The 21,962-nt window shown below is 40.8% G+C and carries 15 protein-coding genes; 6 read left to right on the top strand and 9 right to left on the bottom strand.

Annotation, left to right across the window (positions count from 1 at the left end):
- Positions 1 to 4 precede the first annotated feature (4 nt).
- Positions 5 to 835, top strand: coding sequence for a histidinol-phosphatase HisJ (gene hisJ / locus A5888_RS13040; protein ID WP_086348482.1), 831 nt, complete (start codon positions 5 to 7; stop codon positions 833 to 835).
- Positions 836 to 978: 143 nt separating this feature from the next.
- Here the strand turns inward: hisJ and A5888_RS13035 are convergent, their stop codons facing one another.
- Together A5888_RS13035 and A5888_RS13030 are read right to left on the bottom strand one after the other, a co-directional pair.
- Positions 979 to 1,506, bottom strand: a complete 528-nt coding sequence (locus tag A5888_RS13035; protein WP_086348481.1) for a GNAT family N-acetyltransferase — start codon at positions 1,504 to 1,506, stop codon at positions 979 to 981.
- Between the two features lie 85 nt (positions 1,507 to 1,591).
- Entirely contained in the window at positions 1,592 to 2,407 is an 816-nt protein-coding gene (locus A5888_RS13030; protein ID WP_086348480.1) for a MerR family transcriptional regulator, read from the bottom strand.
- 207 nt (positions 2,408 to 2,614) lie between these two features.
- Here A5888_RS13030 and A5888_RS13025 point away from each other — a divergent pair, with 207 nt between their 5' ends.
- The 3 genes from A5888_RS13025 to A5888_RS13015 all read left to right on the top strand — a co-directional run bounded on the left by A5888_RS13025 (position 2,615) and on the right by A5888_RS13015 (position 7,111).
- Positions 2,615 to 3,292: a PRD domain-containing protein gene (locus tag A5888_RS13025; protein ID WP_086348479.1), complete on the top strand. Its 678-nt coding sequence runs from the start codon at positions 2,615 to 2,617 to the stop codon at positions 3,290 to 3,292.
- Between the two features lie 369 nt (positions 3,293 to 3,661).
- Entirely contained in the window at positions 3,662 to 6,304 is a 2,643-nt protein-coding gene (locus A5888_RS13020) for a YfhO family protein (RefSeq protein ID WP_086348478.1), read from the top strand.
- 324 nt (positions 6,305 to 6,628) lie between these two features.
- Positions 6,629 to 7,111, top strand: a complete 483-nt coding sequence (locus tag A5888_RS13015) for an MGMT family protein (protein WP_086348477.1) — start codon at positions 6,629 to 6,631, stop codon at positions 7,109 to 7,111.
- 252 nt (positions 7,112 to 7,363) lie between these two features.
- On the opposite strand, the gene A5888_RS13010 is transcribed toward A5888_RS13015, so the two are convergent.
- From A5888_RS13010 to fdrA, 6 genes are all read right to left on the bottom strand, one after another.
- A complete protein-coding gene (locus tag A5888_RS13010; protein WP_086348476.1) occupies positions 7,364 to 9,103 on the bottom strand; it encodes an ABC1 kinase family protein in 1,740 nt (579 codons plus the stop codon).
- Positions 9,104 to 9,656: 553 nt separating this feature from the next.
- Positions 9,657 to 10,883: a dicarboxylate/amino acid:cation symporter gene (locus A5888_RS13005; protein WP_086348475.1), complete on the bottom strand. Its 1,227-nt coding sequence runs from the start codon at positions 10,881 to 10,883 to the stop codon at positions 9,657 to 9,659.
- Positions 10,884 to 10,898: 15 nt separating this feature from the next.
- Complete coding sequence (arcC, locus tag A5888_RS13000; protein WP_086348474.1) at positions 10,899 to 11,834, bottom strand: carbamate kinase; 936 nt, start codon at positions 11,832 to 11,834, stop codon at positions 10,899 to 10,901.
- 46 nt (positions 11,835 to 11,880) lie between these two features.
- A complete protein-coding gene (locus A5888_RS12995; protein WP_086348473.1) occupies positions 11,881 to 13,116 on the bottom strand; it encodes an MFS transporter in 1,236 nt (411 codons plus the stop codon).
- Entirely contained in the window at positions 13,098 to 13,979 is an 882-nt protein-coding gene (locus A5888_RS12990) for a DUF2877 domain-containing protein (protein ID WP_339101645.1), read from the bottom strand. Before A5888_RS12990 ends, A5888_RS12995 begins: the two co-directional genes overlap by 19 nt.
- The gene (gene fdrA, locus A5888_RS12985) at positions 13,945 to 16,956 is read right to left on the bottom strand and encodes a DUF1116 domain-containing protein (RefSeq protein ID WP_086348472.1); all 3,012 of its coding nucleotides are present in this window, start codon (positions 16,954 to 16,956) and stop codon (positions 13,945 to 13,947) included. The genes A5888_RS12990 and fdrA overlap by 35 nt, the downstream gene beginning before the upstream one ends.
- A 122-nt stretch (positions 16,957 to 17,078) precedes the next feature.
- Between fdrA and A5888_RS12980 the strand changes: the two genes are divergently transcribed.
- Complete coding sequence (locus A5888_RS12980; protein WP_086348471.1) at positions 17,079 to 18,644, top strand: PucR family transcriptional regulator; 1,566 nt, start codon at positions 17,079 to 17,081, stop codon at positions 18,642 to 18,644.
- Between the two features lie 68 nt (positions 18,645 to 18,712).
- Positions 18,713 to 19,519, top strand: coding sequence for an alpha/beta hydrolase (locus A5888_RS12975; protein WP_086348470.1), 807 nt, complete (start codon positions 18,713 to 18,715; stop codon positions 19,517 to 19,519).
- A gap of 84 nt (positions 19,520 to 19,603) precedes the next feature.
- On the opposite strand, the gene A5888_RS12970 is transcribed toward A5888_RS12975, so the two are convergent.
- A complete protein-coding gene (locus A5888_RS12970) occupies positions 19,604 to 21,871 on the bottom strand; it encodes a hypothetical protein (RefSeq protein ID WP_086348469.1) in 2,268 nt (755 codons plus the stop codon).
- Between the last annotated feature and the right edge of the window lie 91 nt (positions 21,872 to 21,962).

Below are 21,962 nucleotides of genomic sequence, written 5' to 3'. Positions count from 1 at the left end.
TTCTATGAAATATGATGGACATACACATACTGAATATTGTCCACACGGGACCGTGGAAGACACAGAGCTTCTCATTCAAAAAGCGATTCAGTTAGGATTCAACGAATATAGCATCACCGAGCATGCACCGTTACCCCCTGCAATCAAGGATATCGCGGCTGGGGATCTGGACATGTGGACAACTGCTTCTATGGCGTTAAACGATGTGGATAACTATTTCAAACGAATGACTATTCTACGAAAAAAATATGCTTCGGATATAGTTATCCACATTGGCTTTGAGGTTGATTACTTCCCTGAATTTGAAGGTTGGACAACCGATTTTCTGAATGAATATGGTCCTCTAACCGACGATGGTGTTCTATCTGTTCACTTTCTTCCGGGGCAAGATGGCCTACGAGGAATCGACTATTCTTTTGAGGAATATCGAGATGGAATCACCGTGCCCTCAGGTTCGTTTCAAAACGCTCAAAACCTATACTATCAAAGGGTTTTACAGTCTTTAAACGCTGACCTTGGTCGCTGGAAGCCGACACGCTTGGGGCACATTTCTCTGTGTCAGAAATTCGAACGATTTTTTGAAGAACCCACAGATTATTCGCCAAAAACGGTGGCTCTGATTGATGAGTTATTACAGCAAGTGAAAGAACGAAACTATCAGCTTGATTTAAACACTGCCGGCTTCCGAAAAAAAGGTTATGCACAGAGTTATCCACAGCCTTGGATTTTAGAAAAATCCCGTCATTTAGGGATTCCTTTAATCTATGGTTCTGACAGCCATTCTCTCGCTGATATTGGCTCAGATTACGAAAAAGTCGAACAATGGTTAAAATAAGTTATACACATGTGGAAAAGAAATTGTGCCAGACATGCTAAGTTCTGAGAAAAAAGCGGACCATCTAAAAATATTTACTCATATTTTTAGATGGTCCGCTTTATTGCTTGAAGCTGAGCGCGTTTGTCACAACCTCGTTATTCTTACAACGTAATCCAATATCGTTGAACCGTTTCTCCATCTGTTTCATCCACAAGCTCATTCTCCAATTTGCCGCCATTAAACTGAATGACTTTTGCAGAAGCCGGATTGGTTTTAACGCAGGTAACAAGCACTTTTTTCAGCTCAATCGTACGGCAATAATCTAATGCTACTCGCAGCATTTCTTTAGCATATCCCTGATTCCACTCACTTCTTCGCACGCAATAACCGATATGCCCACCAAATTTTAAAAGGTAATCATTTAATGTATGACGAACATCGATCATCCCTACCAGCCGATTATCGGAGGAACGAACAGCCAAAAATTCCGTTGCTACAACCAAGCCTTCAGTCACTGTTTCCTCACGACTATTCCTGTCAATGAATGCCAACCATTCCGAAACCTGTTCATACTCTCTTAAAAAGGACGTCCCATCCATGCTATCTCCATTTTCTAAAAATTCATTTCTGTACGCAATTATTTGTTCCTCATAAGTAATCGTAGGAACCACTAGCTTGATCTCTCCCATCTCTTCACTCCCATTCAAAAGCCATTTTGACTTTTTTCACAATAGTATAGCATAAGCGCTTCTCAAAAATCAGTACATCCTTCCATTATTGTTCCTTTTCATTTCCTTCAACCTGAATCATCATTTTCATAATGAAATCATCAAAATTTTCAGCAACTAACTCATTTTGAATGAAATCTATATACAACGTATTGGTCATAGAAAATCCATGGTTTCTAGCATATTCAATCAACTTCTCATGCCCAATCTGATATTCCGCATGTCCCCGAACATAGTACTCTAAATACCGACCTTTTGGACGGACTGCAACTGATTCGGGTACTTTAACATAGTACCGAGTGGCAGACTTTTCTACTATATAGGTCTCATCCATGAAAATCGCCATTCCGGATGGATACGGAAATTCATAGCCGGCCGCACTGCATTGCTGATACAACTCACTTAACGATACAGACACTCGAGAATTTACGCTGTGATAGCTTTTGTCACTGAAAAATAACGGCACTTCTTCATGGTATGTCAATGCAATCGAATCTGAATCAACATGCTCCGTTTCCTTCAGTGATTGAATCTGAAGATCCACCATCTTTTCCATTCGATTGTAATACAGCTGCTTCTGTCTGATTTTTTCTTTCTGGTTCTGAATCAATGCAATAATCTGATCTGCTGATTGCAGTTGACTGTACTCTTTGATTTCCTCTAAAGACATCCCGATATCTTTGAAAAAAATAATCATATTTATCGCATAAAGTTGATGGTAGTGGTAATAACGATACCCCTTATCACTGACTTTTCGCGGCTTCAAAAGATCGATTTGATCATAGTAAATCAGTGTTTTTCTTTTTATCCCAGACAGCGCTGCAAATTCGCTGATGGATAGGTAATCTGCTTTGTCATTCATCCCATGACCCTCCGCTTCTTTTTTTATAGTGTTATAAATCAATTGACTGTCCAGTTACTAGACAGTTTACACTAAAACTAATGAAAGAGATATCGCTAGAAAATTATATGAGAGACAACCAATACCCCTCACGTATTTTGAAGATGCGTCTCTCTTTTTCAACAAGACAAAATCAAACCTACTACTCTAGAAAAGGAGATAACAATCATGACTACGTGTAAATCATCAAAAACTACCTCTTTATTTACAACTGCAACATTAAACGATTCACCCGTATTTGAGCTGGTTTCAGCGTATTACAAAGAGAGCCGGCTCTTTCGTTCAGATTTCTATTTCGAGGAAGCGTTCTATGATTTTTTGACTACTGCAAGTGAGGCAACTTCTACACTTTCTGAACGTCAATTTCCCATTATCCATCTGTTTTTTGAAGCGGAATATTTATTTACCCAACAAATTGTATATATCATTGGGACATACTCTGACAGACCACTTACTACACATGATTTTCTACAGCTCCTAGAGATCATCATTTACTCAAATTGGCAATTTCCTTACGTGAATCGTTTTGTTGATGCATTGGATTACTTAGCAAAAATTATCGGACAGCAGTTAAAAACATCGCCAGCTTCGTTGAAAAAGACGCAGCCCAGTTTTTTCCGCCATATCCAATTTCTTGCCTTTCGACTTGTCCAAAACGAGAACACCTCTTCTGGAAATAATGAGCTCTATGATTTTGTTCAAAAAAAATATCCCCTTGCTTTTGAACATGCGGATAAACTACGCACTATCATCAAGCGCGCCTTTGACATTCAACTATCTGAAAGTGAGGTCGTCTTTTTAACCTTGCATATCAAACGAGCTTTAGCAAACCAAGTAGATAAATAGAAATCTTGGAGACTGTGACTCAATATGTCTTAGTTCCTTATATCCAAATGAACGGTGGTCCCAAAGCAGTTTAGCGTTTAAAGCTACGTGCGTTGGGGACACCCTTCTTTTTTTGCTTACTTACTCAAACATGACCTTACACATAATTCTTTGTAAATACCCAAATTTCATGAATATTTTATGAAATTTTCCTTCTATTGGCTATATTTTATTTGAATATGCTAAACTAAGTACTATATGAATTTTACTAAATGACTCATTATTTAAAGGGCTTCTATTAACAGTCGTAGCAACAGATAGAAACCAGTTGTTTCTCCTTTATTTAGTACTAGTCGTATACGAATATTAATTGGGTTGTGAGGTCTCTAAATGAAAAATAAACTACAACGATTTATCAAGGAAAACTGGCCATATATGGCTGCTAGCTTCTTTATTCCTTTTTTCATAATGGCTATAGTTTACCTAAGTATTGGCATTTATCCTGGAAGCAGCCGTAGTGTATTAGCCAGTGATGCTTTTTCACAATTTTCGAATTTTCACGCCAGCTTCAATAACGTTCTACATGGCAAACAAAGTATTTTCTATACATGGAATGCTTCTCTGGGGCTTAACTATCTATCTATGATTTCTTATTACTTGGGTGGTCTATTTACACCGATCGTCTTTTTCTTTAGTAATCAGAATATGCCGGATGCTCTATATCTAATCACGTTACTAAAAATCGGGTCAGCAGGACTATCTTTCTGGTTCCTTGCCTCCCATACATTCAAAATCAATAAGTGGGCTCACGTCACACTTAGCGTTCCCTACGCCTTGATGTCCTTTGCAACTGCACACTCCGAACTCATTATGTGGTTAGATGCGTTCGTCTACCTGCCGTTAGTCATCTGGGGGATTCATCGATTAATGGATGAAAGAAAGCCAATCTTGCTATTCGTCAGTTATTTACTGCTGTTTATCGCAAACTTTTACATGGGCTTTATGATCGGTATTTTTTCCGTTCTTTATTTTATTGCTCGTCTATTGACAAATTGGAAGCAGTACAAAAAAACGATTCTACCTTATGGCATTACCTCGCTTCTTGCTGGTGGTGCGTCAATGATTATTATCCTACCAACATTGTTTGACCTGCTGTCTAATGGGGAGACCTTGTCGGAAGTGACCAAATTCAAAACAGAGGCAACTGCATTTTGGGATATTGTAATGAAAAATATGATTGGGGTCTATGATACGACCAAATATGGCTCGATCCCATTTATTTATGTCGGATTACTACCTTTGATTTTCGCTGTTTTCTACTTTACAACACGGCAAATCCCATTGAAGAACAAGCTGCTCTTCGGTAGTCTCTTTGCAATTTTGATCGCCAGCTTCTACATTGCACCCTTGAATCTATTTTGGCATGGGATGCACGCACCAAATATGTTTTTGTTCCGTTATAGCTTTTTATTTTCATTTCTGGTCGTTTTATTGGCCGGATATGGCTGGGAGAAGTTCAAGAGTGATGATCTGGGCATCCTTTCCGGAACAACGATCCTACTCATTGCCTTTCTTGCTTTAGCAGAAGGATCAAAACCAACTGGAAGCTACGACTATATCTCAATCACTACTTTCGTCATCACAGTGCTGTTCCTGCTTTTGTACCTTGCCGGAATCGCCTTTTATCAGCTGAAAAAAGTACCTGGACGTTACCTGACGACCCTATTACTGGTGCTGGTTATTGCAGAAGCAACAATCAATACCAGCGCCATGGTCAATGGGATTTTAGATGACTGGAACTATGCATCGCGAAGCTTATATAGCGAACCTTATCCAGCTATAAAGAAGCTCGTGGATCAAACAAAGACAGAGAACGATACCTTTTATCGTTTGGAAAATTTAAACCCGGTGTCTTCAAATGACAGTATCAATTACGGATATAGCGGCATCAGTCTATTTTCTTCGATTCGAAATCGAAATTCCTCTGCTTATCTGGATTCGTTAGGCTTCCGTTCCAGAGGAACCAGCTTGAATATTCGCTATCCGAATAATACCCTATTGATGGATGCATTGATGGGCATCAAGTATAATCTTGCTGAAAATGATCCTCTAAAATATGGGTTTTCTCAAACTGGAGAATCAGGAAAGCTATCCTTATATGAAAACAGCAATGCATTACCACTAGGCTTTCTGACCGATGCGGATATTTATGGAATCGAGCAGCCTGAAAATGACAATCTGGGTAGCCAGACAGAACTATTTAACCATCTGGCACAGCAAGAACAAACCTATTTTACCTTCTATTCTCCAACGCTTATCAACCAGCAAAACGTCAAGATCGAAGAGAGCACAAATTCTGTGACCTATCGAGAAGTACAAGGTGAGGTTGCGAAGGAACTGACTTGGAATGTAACTGTTCCTGCCCATACACAGGCTTATCTCAGCCTATTTCCAACAGATTTCGGTCAGTTAGAAAGTTCCAGTGCAACTGTGACAGTAGACGGTGTCAGTCAAAAATCACAGATCAATATCACTGGCCAATACTACAATATCGGCTATTATGAAGAGCCCACAACGGTTACTTTCTCTGTTAGCTTCTATGGAACTGAAGCAGTCAGTTTTATGGAGCCTAAAGTGGTTGGGCTTGATACACAAGCCTTTGAATCAGCTGTTACTGCTATTCAAAGTAATGGCGTTGAGCTGACTACCTCTGGAAGAAAAGCAACTGGTACAGTCAATACCGCTAAGGAACAGATCGTTCTTACAACGATTCCTTACGATAAGGGCTGGTCTGCTTACGTTGACGGAAAGAAAGTCGCTATTACAGCATTTAAGGATGCTTTCGTCAGCTTCCCTGTCAGCGAAGGCAAACATGAAATCAAGTTAGTGTACCTCCCAGAAGGCTTTGCGATCGGCGCAACACTCTTCGTACTTTGTATAGGCGGCTTTGTCCTGTTTGTGAAGGTTACAGGTAAGACGCAGAAGAAAAAGACCAAGAATAGAAAACGTCGGAAACGACTACCTGCACAGTAAAAAAGCTTTCACAAAAGCGTCCTTATTCACTACATAAGATTAGTGATTAGGACGTTTTTTTGCATTGACTGGGGATAACTTGATAAAAGAAACACACCGCTCACGTCTTACTAAAAATATATAAAAAAATACGCCGATCCATTTTGCTTTATTCCACAAAATCAATCGGCACGCTCTTCCTCTATTCAGTTGTAATGAACGACTATTTTTACCAAATTATTTACAACTGTCTCATTGGCTGTTAACTAAATCTGTGCTATCTTTAGCTTAAAGAGACAGATAGCCTTTTGTCCACTCGGAAATCCAACTAGAGGAGGAAGTATTATGGCAAATGAAGACCAAAAAGATTTTAACGCCATGTTGTCAGACCCAAAAGATATGCCGAAGACCAAAATCATTACTGACCAAAAAGCCATTGAAAAATATGGTGGTAAGAGAATGTATTTTGCTCCACCGCTTGCTTATGATGAACTGATGAAGCAAGTCCCCAAAGGAAAAGTTGTCACCACACCAGTTATTCGAGCGTATCTGGCAAAGCAAAATCATGCAGACTTTACTGAGCCGATAACCGCAGGTGCTTTCATATCGATTGCCGCTTGGGCCAGTAGTCAGCGTGATACTGAATTGACCCCGTTTTGGCGTACACTGAAAGCACATGGTGAGCTTCAGCCGAAATTCCCTGGAGGTGTTGAGTACCAAAAGGAACAGCTTGAAAAAGAAGGACACACCATTATTCAGCGCGGACGAAAAAACATCCGGTACTATGTAAAAGATTTTGACTCAGTCCTGTTCGATTTCACCACATGAAGCCCTTGAACTGCCAGTCACTTTTAACGTAAGTGATTTATTTAACAAGACGAAAAAAATGTCAAAAACCAAAAATTTGTCTCACTCTATTGAAAGGTAATTTCAGGAAATTTTCTGTTATACTGACTTTAGTGGAAAGACGAGCGTAGTAAACTTCTTTCTAACTATCTCCCCTTGAACACCTTCTAAACTTCGGTTAAGAAGGTGTTCTCCCTTTTTTATGCCCTCATTTTCTCTTCTTCTAAAAAATACTTATTTACGTTTCCGATGCTTTCGCCAGATATCGTAAATCAGAAAGAGGATCGCGAAAAACGCAATCGCGTAACCCAGAATGCCTAATATCGAAACAAATTGCCCGGTAAGCCCATCATGAAACTCGACCAACAACGATGAACCAATGATTAACGCTGATAAAATCAACCCAATAACCAGTCGATTGACCATTCCCTCGATCCGACTTAATAGCTCATCCTGCCTTTTTAGTTCAACATTGACCTTAGATTTTCCTTTAGCTAAATCATCCAGTACATCCAACGCTCTGCTAGGAATTTGAGGTGCTGCCTTCGCTGAATAAAGCATATCTAATGCTGCCCGCTTCAACTCCATTGACCAATCAATTTTCTCTGTAAAATATTTCTGAGCAAAGGGTGCCGAAATTTCGACTAGTGAAATATCTGGGTCTAGCTCTCGAATCATCCCTTCAAACGTTACCACAGCCTTGATCAACATCGTCACTTCCTGAGGTACCTGCAAATTGTTCTCATGGCAAATGCCGATAATCTGTAAAAATAAGGTTTGGAGATTTAAGTCACCGATACTTACTCCATAATTTCGATCTAGCAAGGACCCAAGCTGCTCATGAAAATGCTCTTCATCCATCGGACCGATTTGTCGGCAAATCTGTAGAATCGCTCGCCCGGTAGCCTTGGAGTTATTTCGATAAAGACTGTCCATAACAGCTGTCAGCTTTTTGATCATTCCTTCGCTTAATTGACCCATCATACCGAAATCAAGATAGATTAAACGGTAGGGTAGTAGCGGTGCTTCCTCACGATAAAGGAAATCCAAGCCGCCTTGCTCAAAATCCTTATGAAGATGCCGCTCCTTCGTCGTTTTTGTCTCCTGATTTGCTTTCTCAATTTTTTGAACAAAAATATTCCCCGGATGCGGATCTGCGTGGAAAAAACCATCTTCAAATACTTGTTTGATAAAATTACGAACCAGTGTATCGCCAAACTCTTTTCGTAATGTTGGATGTTCCCCCGTTGATAGAGGCTCTTTAAAAAAGGTTCGAATGCTCGTTCCCTGAACAAACGCCATAACTAGCACTTTCGGCGTACTATATTCCAAATATATTTTGGGAACTTTGATCATATCCCACCCGTCATTCAGCTTAAAGAAACGCTCGCCATTTGCAGCTTCCTGTAGCGCATCCAACTCTTTTTGCAGCGACTCCTTAATCTCTAAAAAGATATCCTTCAAATCAATCACCTTTGATTCAGGAATATACTTAATAAGAGGCAACGCTCGCTCCAGTAACGATAAATCCAGCATAATCTCTTCGCGTATCCCAACATGCTGAACTTTGACTGCAACCACTTCGTCTGTCTGCAATGTTGCTCGATGAATCTGTCCCATCGAAGCCGATGCTAACGGTGTTTCATCAAAGGAAGAGAACAACGCTGTCAACGGTTTTCCCGTTTCCTCCTCAATGATTTTTTTTACTTCTGAGTAATCATCTGTTTTCACATTATCTTGCAGTTTTTTCAGTTCCTCTATATAAGCAGGGGGTAAAATATCTGTTCGAACAGAAAGCATCTGTCCAATTTTGATAAATGTGGGCCCTAATTCTTCAAATGCCTGTCTGACCTCTTCCGGATGCGTCTGTTTCATGAGATTGGGCAGGACGTTGTATTTCATAAATACACCCGTGATCTGTCTGAATCGAGTACTTTTTTTGTATTTTTTAGGCTTTACAGAAGCGGTATCCATCGTTATTCCCTCCCTCTTGTCTCCTTAATAGTACCTGTAATCGGTTTATTGAGCAACTGACAACACATGCATGAAAACATTATCAATCAAGCATCCCAATCCATTGATCTTTTAATCGTGTACTCCCATGAATAAACTCTTTGCTCTTAACTAATCGTAGGAAGAGGCTGGACTTACCAAATGAAACAATACCGAAAAGAATTTGCGGATGAAGGAATATTTCAAAGTATGTCATGAGAAGGGAACTGTTTCGATAACGCATCGATGGAAAACTTTTTTTGGTTTATTGAATATCACGGCATGGTATATACAAGTTTTGAAAGCTTAGAAGAAGCAATTGCTCATTGGATCGATTACTATAATTATGATTGAATTAAAACAAAACTTGGCTGTAGTCCTGTTCACTATCGGGAAAGACTGACAGCACAAAACTACCAATCAGATTTCTCCAATTGGTAGTTGGTCTAACTATTAGGTCTCACTTCAAGTGGCCATTTTCGGATACTCCGGCTTATTTCTTAAAACAGACCACTCTTGGCCAGCCCCCTTTCGTTCAGCTCTCCCCTCTATTAAATGTAGAATAATCGATCTCATTTACTGACTTCGCAACAACGATGGCTGAATAGACATCTGAGTTCACATTTAAAATCGTCCTCAGCATCCCGACAAACCATTCTACTCCGGCAAAGATGGCAATACTTTCTATTGGTAACCCCATTTGTGGAACAATGATCGCAAGCGAGACCAGTCCAGCTCCGGGAACGACTGCATTTGCCAGAGAAACGAAGGTGGCTGTTATTGCAAGATAAATCATGCGCTGTAGATCAAAATCCATCTGGTACATTTGTGCGATCGTCATAACAGTAATACTCATGTGCATCGCCGATCCGTTGCTATTCAATGACATACCAAGTGGTAATACCAGATTGGTGATTCGATCGCTCAACCCCAATTTATTCCGCGACTCCTCCATAGCAATTGGTAAAGTAATGGCAGATGATGTTGTTGCCAACGCCATGACCGACATGCTCTTCATGTTGCGAATCAGTTGCAATGGATTCACTCGGCAATACAGACTGATAAACCCTATCCAAATCCCCAATAGTAAAACTGTGCCAATGCCATAAACCAACAGATATTTCAAAAGCGGCAGAATGATTGCTATTCCCAGACTGCTGATTGTTGAAGAGATCAGCGCAAAAATCCCGAGTGGTGCCAGAAACATCACATAGTGGATAATATTGATGATCACTTCATTGAAGTCGATAATCAGCTGAAATAGCTTCGACTCCGGACGACTTGCCATAAATTTACTTAATGCTAATCCGAAAAAGAGAGCAAAAACAATAATTTGAATGATCGAGCCTTCTGCTAACGACTCAAAGATATTTTTTGGAAAGAAACCGGACAAGGTATCTGTTAGCGAAAGCTCCTGTGCTTTCATTGATGGATCTTCCAGCTGATCGATCGACACACCGACGCCCGGCTTCAAAAAGACAGCCATAATAATACCCCAGACGGCAGCAAATAGTGATGATAGACCAAATACCATGATCGTACGCCCACCTAAGCTAGTCAATTCTTTCGGCTTGATTCCACCGACCGCCTGAACAATTTGCCCCAGTACTAATAAAGGAATTGCCATCTGCATCAATTTTAGAAAAATATCGCCAACTAGTTTCAAGTAACGTGCAGCGTCTGGTAAAACCAGACCAAAAATAATGCCTAGTATCACTGCAATAACGATTTGGGTAATCATAGAAATTCGTTTTGGTGCCATAGCTTTTTCCCCCGTTTACTTGCCGATAACTGTCGTCCCTTCACCATCACTGATATTCTTCAAATTTTCAATCGAGGTAATCACAGCTTTTCGCTCGGCATATCCCTGCACGAACCCTACAGCCGCTTCGATTTTTGGCAGCATACTGCCAGCTGCAAAATGGCCTTCTTTGATATAGCCCTCCGCTTCAGCAACGGTGATCTCTTCTAATGCTTTTTGATTCGGCTGATTGTAGTTGATATAAATATTATCCACACCTGTCAAAATAATCAATCGATCGGCTTCAATCGTTTCAGCCAATACACGCGCAGAAAAATCTTTGTCATTGACTGCCTCGACACCAACCAATTGATTTCCCTCTCTAATCACCGGAACACCACCGCCACCACCACAAACTGCTAATACACCAGCTTGAACTAATGCTTGTACCGCTTCTTTTTCAACGATCTCTTGCGGTATAGGTGAGGCAACGACCTTTCGATAGCCTCTTCCGGCATCTTCTTTATAAACAGAACCATCTTTTTCAGCCTCTGTTTCGGCTTCCTCTTTACTATAAAATGGTCCGATCGGTTTGCTTGGTTCTTTGAATGACGGATCATCCGCATCCACTCTGACCTGTGTCACAATAGAGACGACGGGTTTTGCAACACCACGTTCAGCAAACTCATTGATTAATGCATTTTGCAGCCAGTAACCGATACTCCCTTGTGTCATAGCAACACAGGAATCCAGCTTCATCGCAGGATTTTTTTCATCTTCTCCTGCCTTTTGTTGTAACAGTAAATTGCCAACTTGAGGTCCATTGCCATGACAGACAATGACCTCCTCGCCGTTCTCTACAAAATCAGCAATGGATTTTGCTGCATTCTTTATTACTGCCTTCTGCCCTTCATCGGTCGGATCTGTTTCTAAAATAGCATTTCCTCCAAGAGCGATAACATTTAAACTCATAGTAATTCTCCTCGTAATAGTTTAATGATAGAGTACTGGTTCTTCTTTATTTACTTTTCAACGGTTGCACCTTAGCTAGCACTGCAAAGGCGAGTAAGCCGATAACAAGTAACCCACAGGATAGATAGAACCCTATTTGCATCGATCCCACTGAATCTGCCAAATAGCCCGTGATGTATGGTGCCAGAATAGAACCGGACATACCGATAAAATTGTACGCACTCAAGGTCGTTCCTAAAGAACCCGCGGGTGCATTTTTTGTAACGAATGTAACGAGGATCGGATCTAGTGCTAGCTTACCCGTCAATCCATAAAGAATCAGCATTGCAATCAATAACGTCCGGTCTGTCACAAACGCAATTGAAAAGACGGATAAGATAGCCAGTGGTACTAATGTATAAACTAATTTTTTCGTTGCCCCAGTCTTGTCATTCAATCGAGCAAAAATCAACGCACCTGGAATAGACGCCCAAGGAACCAGAGAAGAAATAAACCCGACACTCGCACCTTCAAAGCCACGCTCAGCAATCAAGAATTGTGGTAGCCAAGTAATAATTACAAAGTTTGCATAAATACTGGTAAAACATAAAATAAAAGCAGCTAGTAAATTTTTATTCGAGAAAATCGATTTTAATGAAATTTTTTCCTGCTTACCTGTCTGTGTATGATTCTTTCCTTCATCTTCCGGACGAATGACCTTTTCTTTCAAAACAGTATAGAATAAAATACCTACGATCAATGTTGGAATCGCCATGATAAAGAAAGGCTTGCTCCAATGCTCCCCATTTTCCAAAACTAATTTACTTGAAAGCAAGTAACCACCTGATGTCCCGAAAGCCATCCCACTATTAATGATTGCATTCCCCAATGTCCGTTTATTGGTTGGAATTGCTTCTGTCGATAACGCGTATTGCGGTCCATAGTACGCTCCTTGACCAATTCCGGCAAACGCTCGAATCATCAAGAACATAACAAATGTCGTTGCAATCCCACTTAAGTATGTCATTGCTGCTAACACAACAAAGCCGATCGCAATAACTAGCTTACGTCCGATTTTATCCCCAATCATCCCAAAAGGAATCTGAGCAATCGCATAGGTTAGGAAAAACATACTGTTCGCCAGGCCCAACTGTGTATTGCTTAAACCAAATTCCTCTCCAACTACTCCCATGATCGGATTAAAAATTGTCCGTGTCGCATACATCAATATCCAACCGACAAAGAAGATGGCGACAACTTTTTTCCAGTAGTGATCATTTACTTTTACTGCGGTATTCTCCATGATTTCTCCTCATTCCTATTAATTTTTTGTAAGCCGAGTAATAACCCAAAGCACAAATCTGTTCCAGATGAATGACCAATTGCTCGAATATTTTCGATTGCTCTCTCTATTACTGCTGCACTCTCCTGATTCTGTAAGTCTAAAAATAATTGATAAACCAATGAGTTCACATAACCATGGATAGAACTGATAATATAAGCTTTACTGATATCAGTCGTTGACAGCTCCTGATCGGTGAGAGCTGAAGCTAATGCTTCAGCCTGTGGATCACCAACCATGGACAGAATAGAAAGATACGCGGTTAGAATATCATCGCCGCTGGGCGTCAACCCTTTTCCACGCCCAACTAGATGAATCACTGCCTCAGCCCAATCAGTAGATGATTGAAGTGTTTCATCACCACGAAGCATCTCAAAAATAGCAGTTGTTTTCGTATCTTGTTCCAGACCAATTGCTTTCTCTAAATGCTGCATCGTCAACTGCTTTTCCAGTTGCTTCAGCTGCATCGGTTGAACAATCAGTTCAGCCAGTCTCAAAGAAATAACATCTGCGTCTTTAAGTAAAATTGACTTGAGACCAGCCAAGCTATAGATCGTCACCTCATTCTTGACGATTTTTACAATGTTTCCCTGTTGAACAAACGGATAGATTTCTTGAAACAATGAATCAGGTAAATAGATACCAAAGCCGGACAAATAGCTTGGATGATTAGAAATATTTAGTAACTGTTTGCCGACTTTGATATTGAAGGAATGCTGAAATACACTGTGCACACGGCCCATTTTTCCAAACCGATCAATCGGAAAGATTCCTTCACTGATTCGTATACTAGCCATCAATTTTGATGCCCAGCTCTTCAGCATAAGCTTCCAGAGCTTTTTCAAAACAGCCGAGCGGTGCTCTTACTGTCCCGGCACCCACCTGACCGACTCCGGCCTCTTTATGGGCAATCCCTGTATTAATGATCGGTGTGATTCCTGTCTCAACGACCTTACGGATATCGATACCTAAACAAGCACCTTGAAAATCCCACGTTGGGATTGTGAAGGTCGGATTGTGTCCGGCACAGATTTCTGCCATCTCATTAGAGATTTCCAGTGCGTCCTGGAAGCCTCCCGCACCCACGAAGCGTGTAACTCCTGGTGCAGCGACCATTGCCATCGCGCCAACACCAACCGTTTCAGTGATAGCACTATCTCCGATATCCGGATTACCGTCTGCTTCGGTAAAGCCTGTGAAATATAGCCCTTTCGGCGTATTTACCGGAGCGGTGTACCATCTATCACCGGTTTCAGCGATTCGTACCCCAAAATCAACCCCATTACGCGTCATCGTTGTCACAATCGTTCCTTTCGTTCCTTTTCTTGCAGTATCAACGATCGCCTTTCCTGTAGCCATCATGATGTTCAAGAAGAATTGATCCGTATCTGCCAAGAATTTGATGACATCGTATTTTTGTTTTTCATCGATAGACAGTTCAATGATCAATGGCGAAATTTCTTTCAGGAAGTTCAGAGATGCAGCAATATTTCGTTGATGGAATTCATCTCCCATAGTAATCGAACGAGCAATCAACACATTTAGATTGATTCCTTCGTCTGTTTTCTTCAAGGCTTGAGCAATCGTTGGTCCTAATACATCACGCATCCATACCAGACGTGTCACAACCTCTTCTGAATAAGCGCCAAACCGTAGTACCTTGCCGATTCCTTCATTCATCGTGCAGTATGCTCTTGCGCCGTCCAAACGATTTTCAACCACTAGCACCGGCATATTTGCAGACGTGATACCGCCCATTGGTCCGACTGCATGAACATGGTGACAAGGGATAAAGCGAATCTCTCCAGCTTCCAGCATCTTCTTGACATCATTCTCATTATCCGCCCAGCCTTCAAATAGAGCTGCACCGATACAAGAACCCTTCATTGGGCCAGTCATCTCTTCATAGCGAATCGGCGGTCCCGCATGAAGCAAGGTTTTCTGTGCCTCATTTAATTCTGGAATAACACTTTTAGCCAAAACAACATCGACAAGGAACGGTTGTGCATTCTTGATTTTATCTGTTACCTTTTGGTTTTCCAGCTCGATCTTTTCTGAGTGATTATCCAGCTCGTTCAAAAGCTTGATCATTCTCTTATTCCCACCAGCACGTGGTCGCCAGTTGAATTGTTCTGACTTACCGCCAAATTCTTGAATCGACTCGTTGAAGCTTTGCAGACCTACATTAATGATTCTTGGCTTCGTATTCAATAGCTCCATGACCTTGTCGCTGACCTGTGGAATATCAATCGTACTGCCTTGATAAGGAACCTGACCTTTATCTGCTTCATTCAAATCGATGCCTTTTAGCATTAGTGCCAAACGAACAGCTTTGGCATTACTTTCCTGAACAAATACACCATTATCCTTCAACAGCTGAACAGTTGCGTCATAATTCTGTGGGTCCTTCGTTGTACCGACGACTGTCGCCACAAAGTAAAGCTCACGACCTTCTGCCTTTGCCTTCTCTTGCTCTTCCTTGATTGCCGGCAATAATGCTCCAGCCATATCTGGATGTGCGCCATAACCAAGCACTACATCAAGTAAGATCACCCCTGTCTCCGGGTTTTGTCCATATTCGTGAATTTTATTGATTCGTACATCCGGATCGATCATTGGATGCGGCTTGCCTTGCGTATAAATATCATCACCCAAATCGATGACATCATACCCATGTGATTGCAAGATGTACCCTTCTTTTTTGATTAGCCCTTCCAAGTTCAAGGCTTCTGAAATCAGCATACCAGCTTCAGCCGCCAATGTACCACCTGAATATAGCCCTTTGACAACCTTGTCTTCTGTTAAGACAGGAATATCTGGTTTGACGATTTCTTCCTGATAATTTGCTTGAACGGTTTCCTCATTTGCTAAAGCCATGGCAATTTTTGCTGTTTCCTCTAATGTATGAGCAAGGTAGACTTTGCCTTCATGCTCTGTCGGTTTTTCACCAAGGAAAATCGCAACAACTGGTTTAGAGATACTTTGCAACAATTGCACCACTTCATCGCGCACTTCTTTTGCCGGCGGCTTAGAAATCACACAAATCACATCTGTCGGCTCGTGATTTTCTAAAGCAACGATAGCATCCTTAACTGTAACAGCACCAACCTTATCACTCAGATCACGTCCACCTGTACCAATGGCATGAACAACACCGCCGCCTAAACGGTCAATAATCGTTGTTACTTCTTGGATTCCTGTTCCGGAGGCCCCGACAACACCGATGTTCCCGGGACTGATGACATTCGTGAATGCAATTGGGATACTGGAAATAATTCCAGTTCCACAATCTGGCCCCATCATTAGCAGGCCTCTATCGTGCGCCAGCTTCTTCAAACGAACCTCATCTTCGATTGCTACATTATCCGTAAAAGAAAAGACATGTAGATCATTACGTAACGCTTTTTCCATCTCAGGTGCACCGTATTCCCCTGGTATACTGAATAAAGCTACGTTAGCATCCGGTAAATTCTCAAGTGCTTCCTGCCATGAAGTCGAAGCAGTCTGCTTCTCGCTGCTGCCTTTTGCGGATAAATCATCAAGGAATGCATGAACTGCCGGTAATACCAAATCCATAATATCCTCTTGCTCGCTGTCAACAACGATCATCAAATCATTCGGTGACGCAGAAGCAGCTTCTTTTGTCAGAAGCTCGGTATTTTGAAGAATGTCCTTATTCGCATCAGTCCCCATCATAATCTGACTCATAGTTACTTCGTCAAGAGCATTGATACTATTTGTTAGCAGCATCAAGTTGATCGAATCCTGATAATTATTTTTTAAAATAACTGTCTTTAACATCGTTATCCTCCTCCAGTTTTGATTACACTTTTATTTTAAATTTTCTTGTTTGCGTTTACATTAGATGATATTCTAAAATAAAGAGATAATTTTTATCCATAAAGCGGAAAAAGGAGAATATAATGAGAATAAAGGAACTGATGTCCTTGGAAATATTTAGAAGCAGTAAGTTGCTGACCGGAGAGATTGGATTAGAAAATGAAGTAGACTCGGCAATGGTTCTGGAAGCCATTGACATTGAAAAATGGAGTAAGCAAAACCAGCTGATTTTGACCTCGTTTTATGCATTCAATAATCTAGAGGAACAAGAGTTAACAGACTTTTTTGAAAAAATGCACAACATAGGGATCAGTGGTCTCGTCGTAAAAATGGATCGCTTGATCACAATGATTCCCGAATGGCTCATTGATCTCTGCTTTACCTTTCAAATCCCCTTAATCAAGGTCGAACAAGACTTGACCTATGAAAAAATCATGCTGGCAATCTATGAACCTATGCTCAATTACCAATCCCATGTTTTACGGACCTACTATGATGTTCGTCAGCGCTTTACAAAAATCGAGAGAAACCTGTCCTCCTTTGATCAAATCATGCGTGAGTTTCACTTGCTGATCAAAAAAGATTGTGCATTGAAAATTCCTGATCGTGGTATCCACATTACTTATGGTACACTCAATGAAGAAATGGTTGTAACACGCCAAACAACCATGAAAAATACAGAGTTTACTAAAAATCATTATGAACTGCTTACACTTTTCTCTCAAAAAAATGCGCAGGAAATCACTGCATTGAAGGCGGAAATCCTCAATCAATACACAGATAAATGTATTTTGTTGGTGTACCAGAACGATGCGGACTTTAAGGAAACAGATTTGATGATTATAGAAAATGCGATTGATATCCTACAGGAAAAGCTGCAAATGGAATATCTGATCAAAAAGGATCGTTTTACGCGTTTAAATAATTTGGCTGATGCGATCCTGCAGAATACGCCGGGGAATCTTGATGAGCTGAACAGTCTACTAAATGAAGCAGATATGAATGCCTATCCCTATTATCAAGGTATCGCTTTTTCAACCAATACGTTGAACAGCCGACTATTACAAAAAGAGATCCGAAACAAGTTGCGAACCTTGAAGGAACATGTTATTTTCTTTGAACACCATAACTATCTTGTCTTGCTTTATAATCTAGCTTCGCCGGATTTGTCCATTCAAAAAAGAGAGCTGATGCAGCTGTTTAAAGATACTTTTAGCGAGTATAAGAATCTGACGTTTGCAGTAAGCTCGGTAAAGAAAAAGGAAGAACTGAAAACCGTTTTAATCGAATGTTTGGATACGATCCGCTTTAATCAGGAGTTTTATATCGATCAGGTTGTAGAGGTCTCTGAGTTGGGGATATTTCGCTATTTCATGAACGAGCAGCAATTAGAGGCAATCGAGAAATTGATCTCACCCAAATTAGTGGCTTTACGTCAAGAAAATTATGATCTTTTCGAAACCCTATATACCTTTTTCAAAAGTAATCGTAACTATAAAAAAACAGCTGAAGCCCTATTTTTACATTCTAAAACGATTCGTTATCGCTTAAATAAAATAGAGGACTATTTGGAAATCGATCTGACAAATCCCACCCAGATTCTGAATTTCGAAATAGGTACCTATTTATTGAAAATGAAGAAATCTTGAGGCAATTTGAGGATATACCTAAAAAAACAGCCTCAATGATTTTACAGGAAAAGTAAAGGAGAGTCCCTATGTCCGAAACAATACAACTTACTACAGGTGGAACGATCGAATGGTTTCACGCGGATACACCAAATAAAAAATATATGCTTTACTTTCATGGGGGTGGTCTCGTATATGGTAGTAAAAGTGACCTGCCAAAGCAGTTGAAACAGTTATTTTTAGATAAAGGCTTTTCAGTGATTACGATAGACTACCGCCTCGCACCGAACAATACGTTGTCAGAAATTTCTTCTGGAGTGGTTCAGAGCTTCCATTCTATCCACGAGTTGATTGGACAGCAGCCGTTTAGTTTTTGCGGACGTTCTGCCGGCAGCTATCTGATGATGCTTCTGACCAGTCATTTGATCGATCAAAAAACAGCTGCTTTACCAGAACAGCTGATCAACTTTTACGGGTATACAGACCTTGATTTCATCAATATGAAAAGAAATCTATCTGATGTCCTCGTTACAGAAGCTCAGCTTCAAAGTGTCGAAATGGATATCCCTGTCTGGGATGATCCATTGTTACAACGTTACCTCCTTTACATCTATGCTGTACAGAATCAAAAATTAGCAGACTACTATGGACTAACAGAGCAAAACCGTCCTAAACTGACGATAAGTCGAGAAAAATTACAACAATTTCCACCTCTATTCAGTACTGCAAGTACTACAGATCAGGAAATTCCATTCAAATACAGCAAACGATTGGTTCGCAAAAATACGCAGGATTTATTCGTCCCCGTATATGACCTTCCACATGACTTTCTGAAAGAAACACAGGACAAACAAGTCATCAACGTAATGGATAGGCTCGCTTTATGGCTAACTTAACACAAAAATAAACACGCACGTCTCATTGAACAGAATTTTCTGTCGTATGAGACGTGCGTTTGATTCATTTTAGCTATCACAGCATCAGCTTGGTGTATTGGAAAGATAGAGCTCGAAATACTCATTCAGCATTTTGTAGCCTTCCATCTTCTGCTCCAGTTCTTTAGGCGCATAAATCCATTTGCCCATCACTTTTCGCTTCGAAGCTATCTCTTCTATTTCTCGCAGAAATGCGGGTACTCCATTCACTAGCTGTAAACAGCTGATTTCATTGTTTAATTGAATATCCTGTGGGTGCTCCCCAGTATAGATCATTGACCAAAGATAGGGGATGACTTCAATCTGACGAATATTCGCATAAACATCCTCTTTAGCAATCATGCCTCGACTACCAATACCATTTTGCACGCGTTTGAAACAAGCGGTAATGTCTGATTCCAGCTTTTTCAACCGGCGTAACGATGTTGGTGTTTTCTGACTCTGCAATGGCTTGGCTGCATTTATGACAGGCTGCTGCTTAGGATGGTCAGAAACCCGATTCAGCATCTCTTCAATCGATAGGGTTACCGTAGACGGTTCTTCATAAGCAGGAGCAGCACCAGCAGGTGGTAGTTGATTTGGTCTCGGACCTGGCTGTGGCTGACGTGGTATCGGTCTAGATGCCTGCAAAAAGTCCTCTTTCGACGGAAACTCTCTGGAACCCAAAGGTTGCCGTTGATTATTGGCCTGATTCGTTGCCTCTGGTCGTGACTGCGGTCTTGCTTCTGATTGGATAGGAGCAAATCCTTGTCCTACCGGCTGTTGCGGCTGCATCGGCGGCTGCTTATCCATCTGAACATTCTGTGCCACTAATGGTTTCTCATCTTGTTGATAAACCATTGTTGCTTCAAGTTCTTTTCTTCGATTCACTGAAACCTGTTCGTTTGTCCGGATTTTCTGCTCCAGTTCAGCAATCTTCTGATGCGCCTGTATCAGCTGAACATCTACCTTGCCAACAGTTTGACTAAGCTTCTTGATTTCCACAGCATTAGCTTTCAACTGTTCCTGATCCTGCTGATGCTGCTCTGCTAGCTTTTTCTGCGTCTCGCTTTTTTTAAGCTTCACGACAGGAATTTTCTTTTTGTTCTGTTTCACATCCGTCAATTCACTTTGTACATTTTGAACTCTTTCCGTCAATTGATCGATTACTTGATTCAGTTTCATCGTTTCAGAAGCTGTTGCATGCAATCGATCATGGTCCTTCTCGATTTGAGCAATCTCTTCCGGCGACTGTTCTGCTTCTGAAACCTTTGTCTCAACAGTACTCAGCTTTTTATTTATTTCTTTAAGCTGACTGGAAATAGTCCGGATATCTTTGTTCGTCAAAGCCACTTTCTCTTCCAACCTTGATTGTTCTTTCGCTGGCTGAACATTCTCAGTCTGCGCTCTATACAGCTCTCTGGCTCTTCGTGATTCTTTCTCTACCTTCATTCCCAGCTTCTCTACTTCCTTTTGTGAGAAATCCGTTCGATCCGCCAGAGTCTCCACTCGATCAAGTACTTCCTTCAACTGCTGTTCAAGCTTTGTTCCTTCTTTTCTCTGCCCATCAAAAAATATCTTGAATTTCGGAGGCGTCTTCGTTTCTACAGGCTTAACTTCGACCTTTTGAAGCTCTTCAACCTGTGTCACAATCTGTTTTTGGAAGGCTTCAAAGGCTTCGTTCATCTTATCTACCTTAGCAATCGCTTCATCTAGTCGCTTACTATTTTCATTCTCTTTTTCTTTGACCGTCTTGACAGCTGCTTCGCTTTTAACGACACGCATTTTAGGCGGTGTCTTCTGATTCTTCATTACCTGCAGCTCAGTATAAATCTCTGTCAGACTTTCATTGAACTGATTCATCATTTCTGTCAGCAACAGCACTTCACTATTCGTCTCCTGCCATTCACGCACCATCACATTCTCTTGACTTCCAGTACTTGTAAAATTTGATGTATGCTCCAAGGCTAGAGGTGACACCGTTAAGGTTCCCATCCAATCCTTCAGCTCAGTAATTTGGAATTTACTCAACGGCTGAGGCAAAGCAAGTAGTAAAGTAACATAAACAGCCTTGACTGTTGTACGAACATATAAATTTTTGACAACAACATCTGTAAAAGCCTTATTAAATCGCTCCGGTAGATCCGTCAGCAGCAATTCCATCTGTGACAATTCCAGGTAATCTTCTTTTTCTTCAAATTTCCTTACCAAATAGACAGAATACTGGCATAGAATATCTTCTACATAAATCTCTTCGCCTAAACGTTCCTGCTCTATTTCTTTTCTTAAAAAGATTTTCTTACTCCCCAATGATTGCTTACTTAATTTCTCCATAATCGATTAGTAATCCCTTCATATCTACTCTGTCTATTGTTTTACCTAATCTAGGTAGTGAATTCATTCTATGTACTGTATTTCTGCATTA

It is taken from the genome of Enterococcus sp. 9E7_DIV0242 (genome assembly GCF_002140975.2).
Classification (GTDB): domain Bacteria; phylum Bacillota; class Bacilli; order Lactobacillales; family Enterococcaceae; genus Enterococcus_L; species Enterococcus_L clewellii.
Note: the sequence above shows the minus strand (reverse complement) of the source record. Positions and strands in the feature narration are given on the sequence as shown.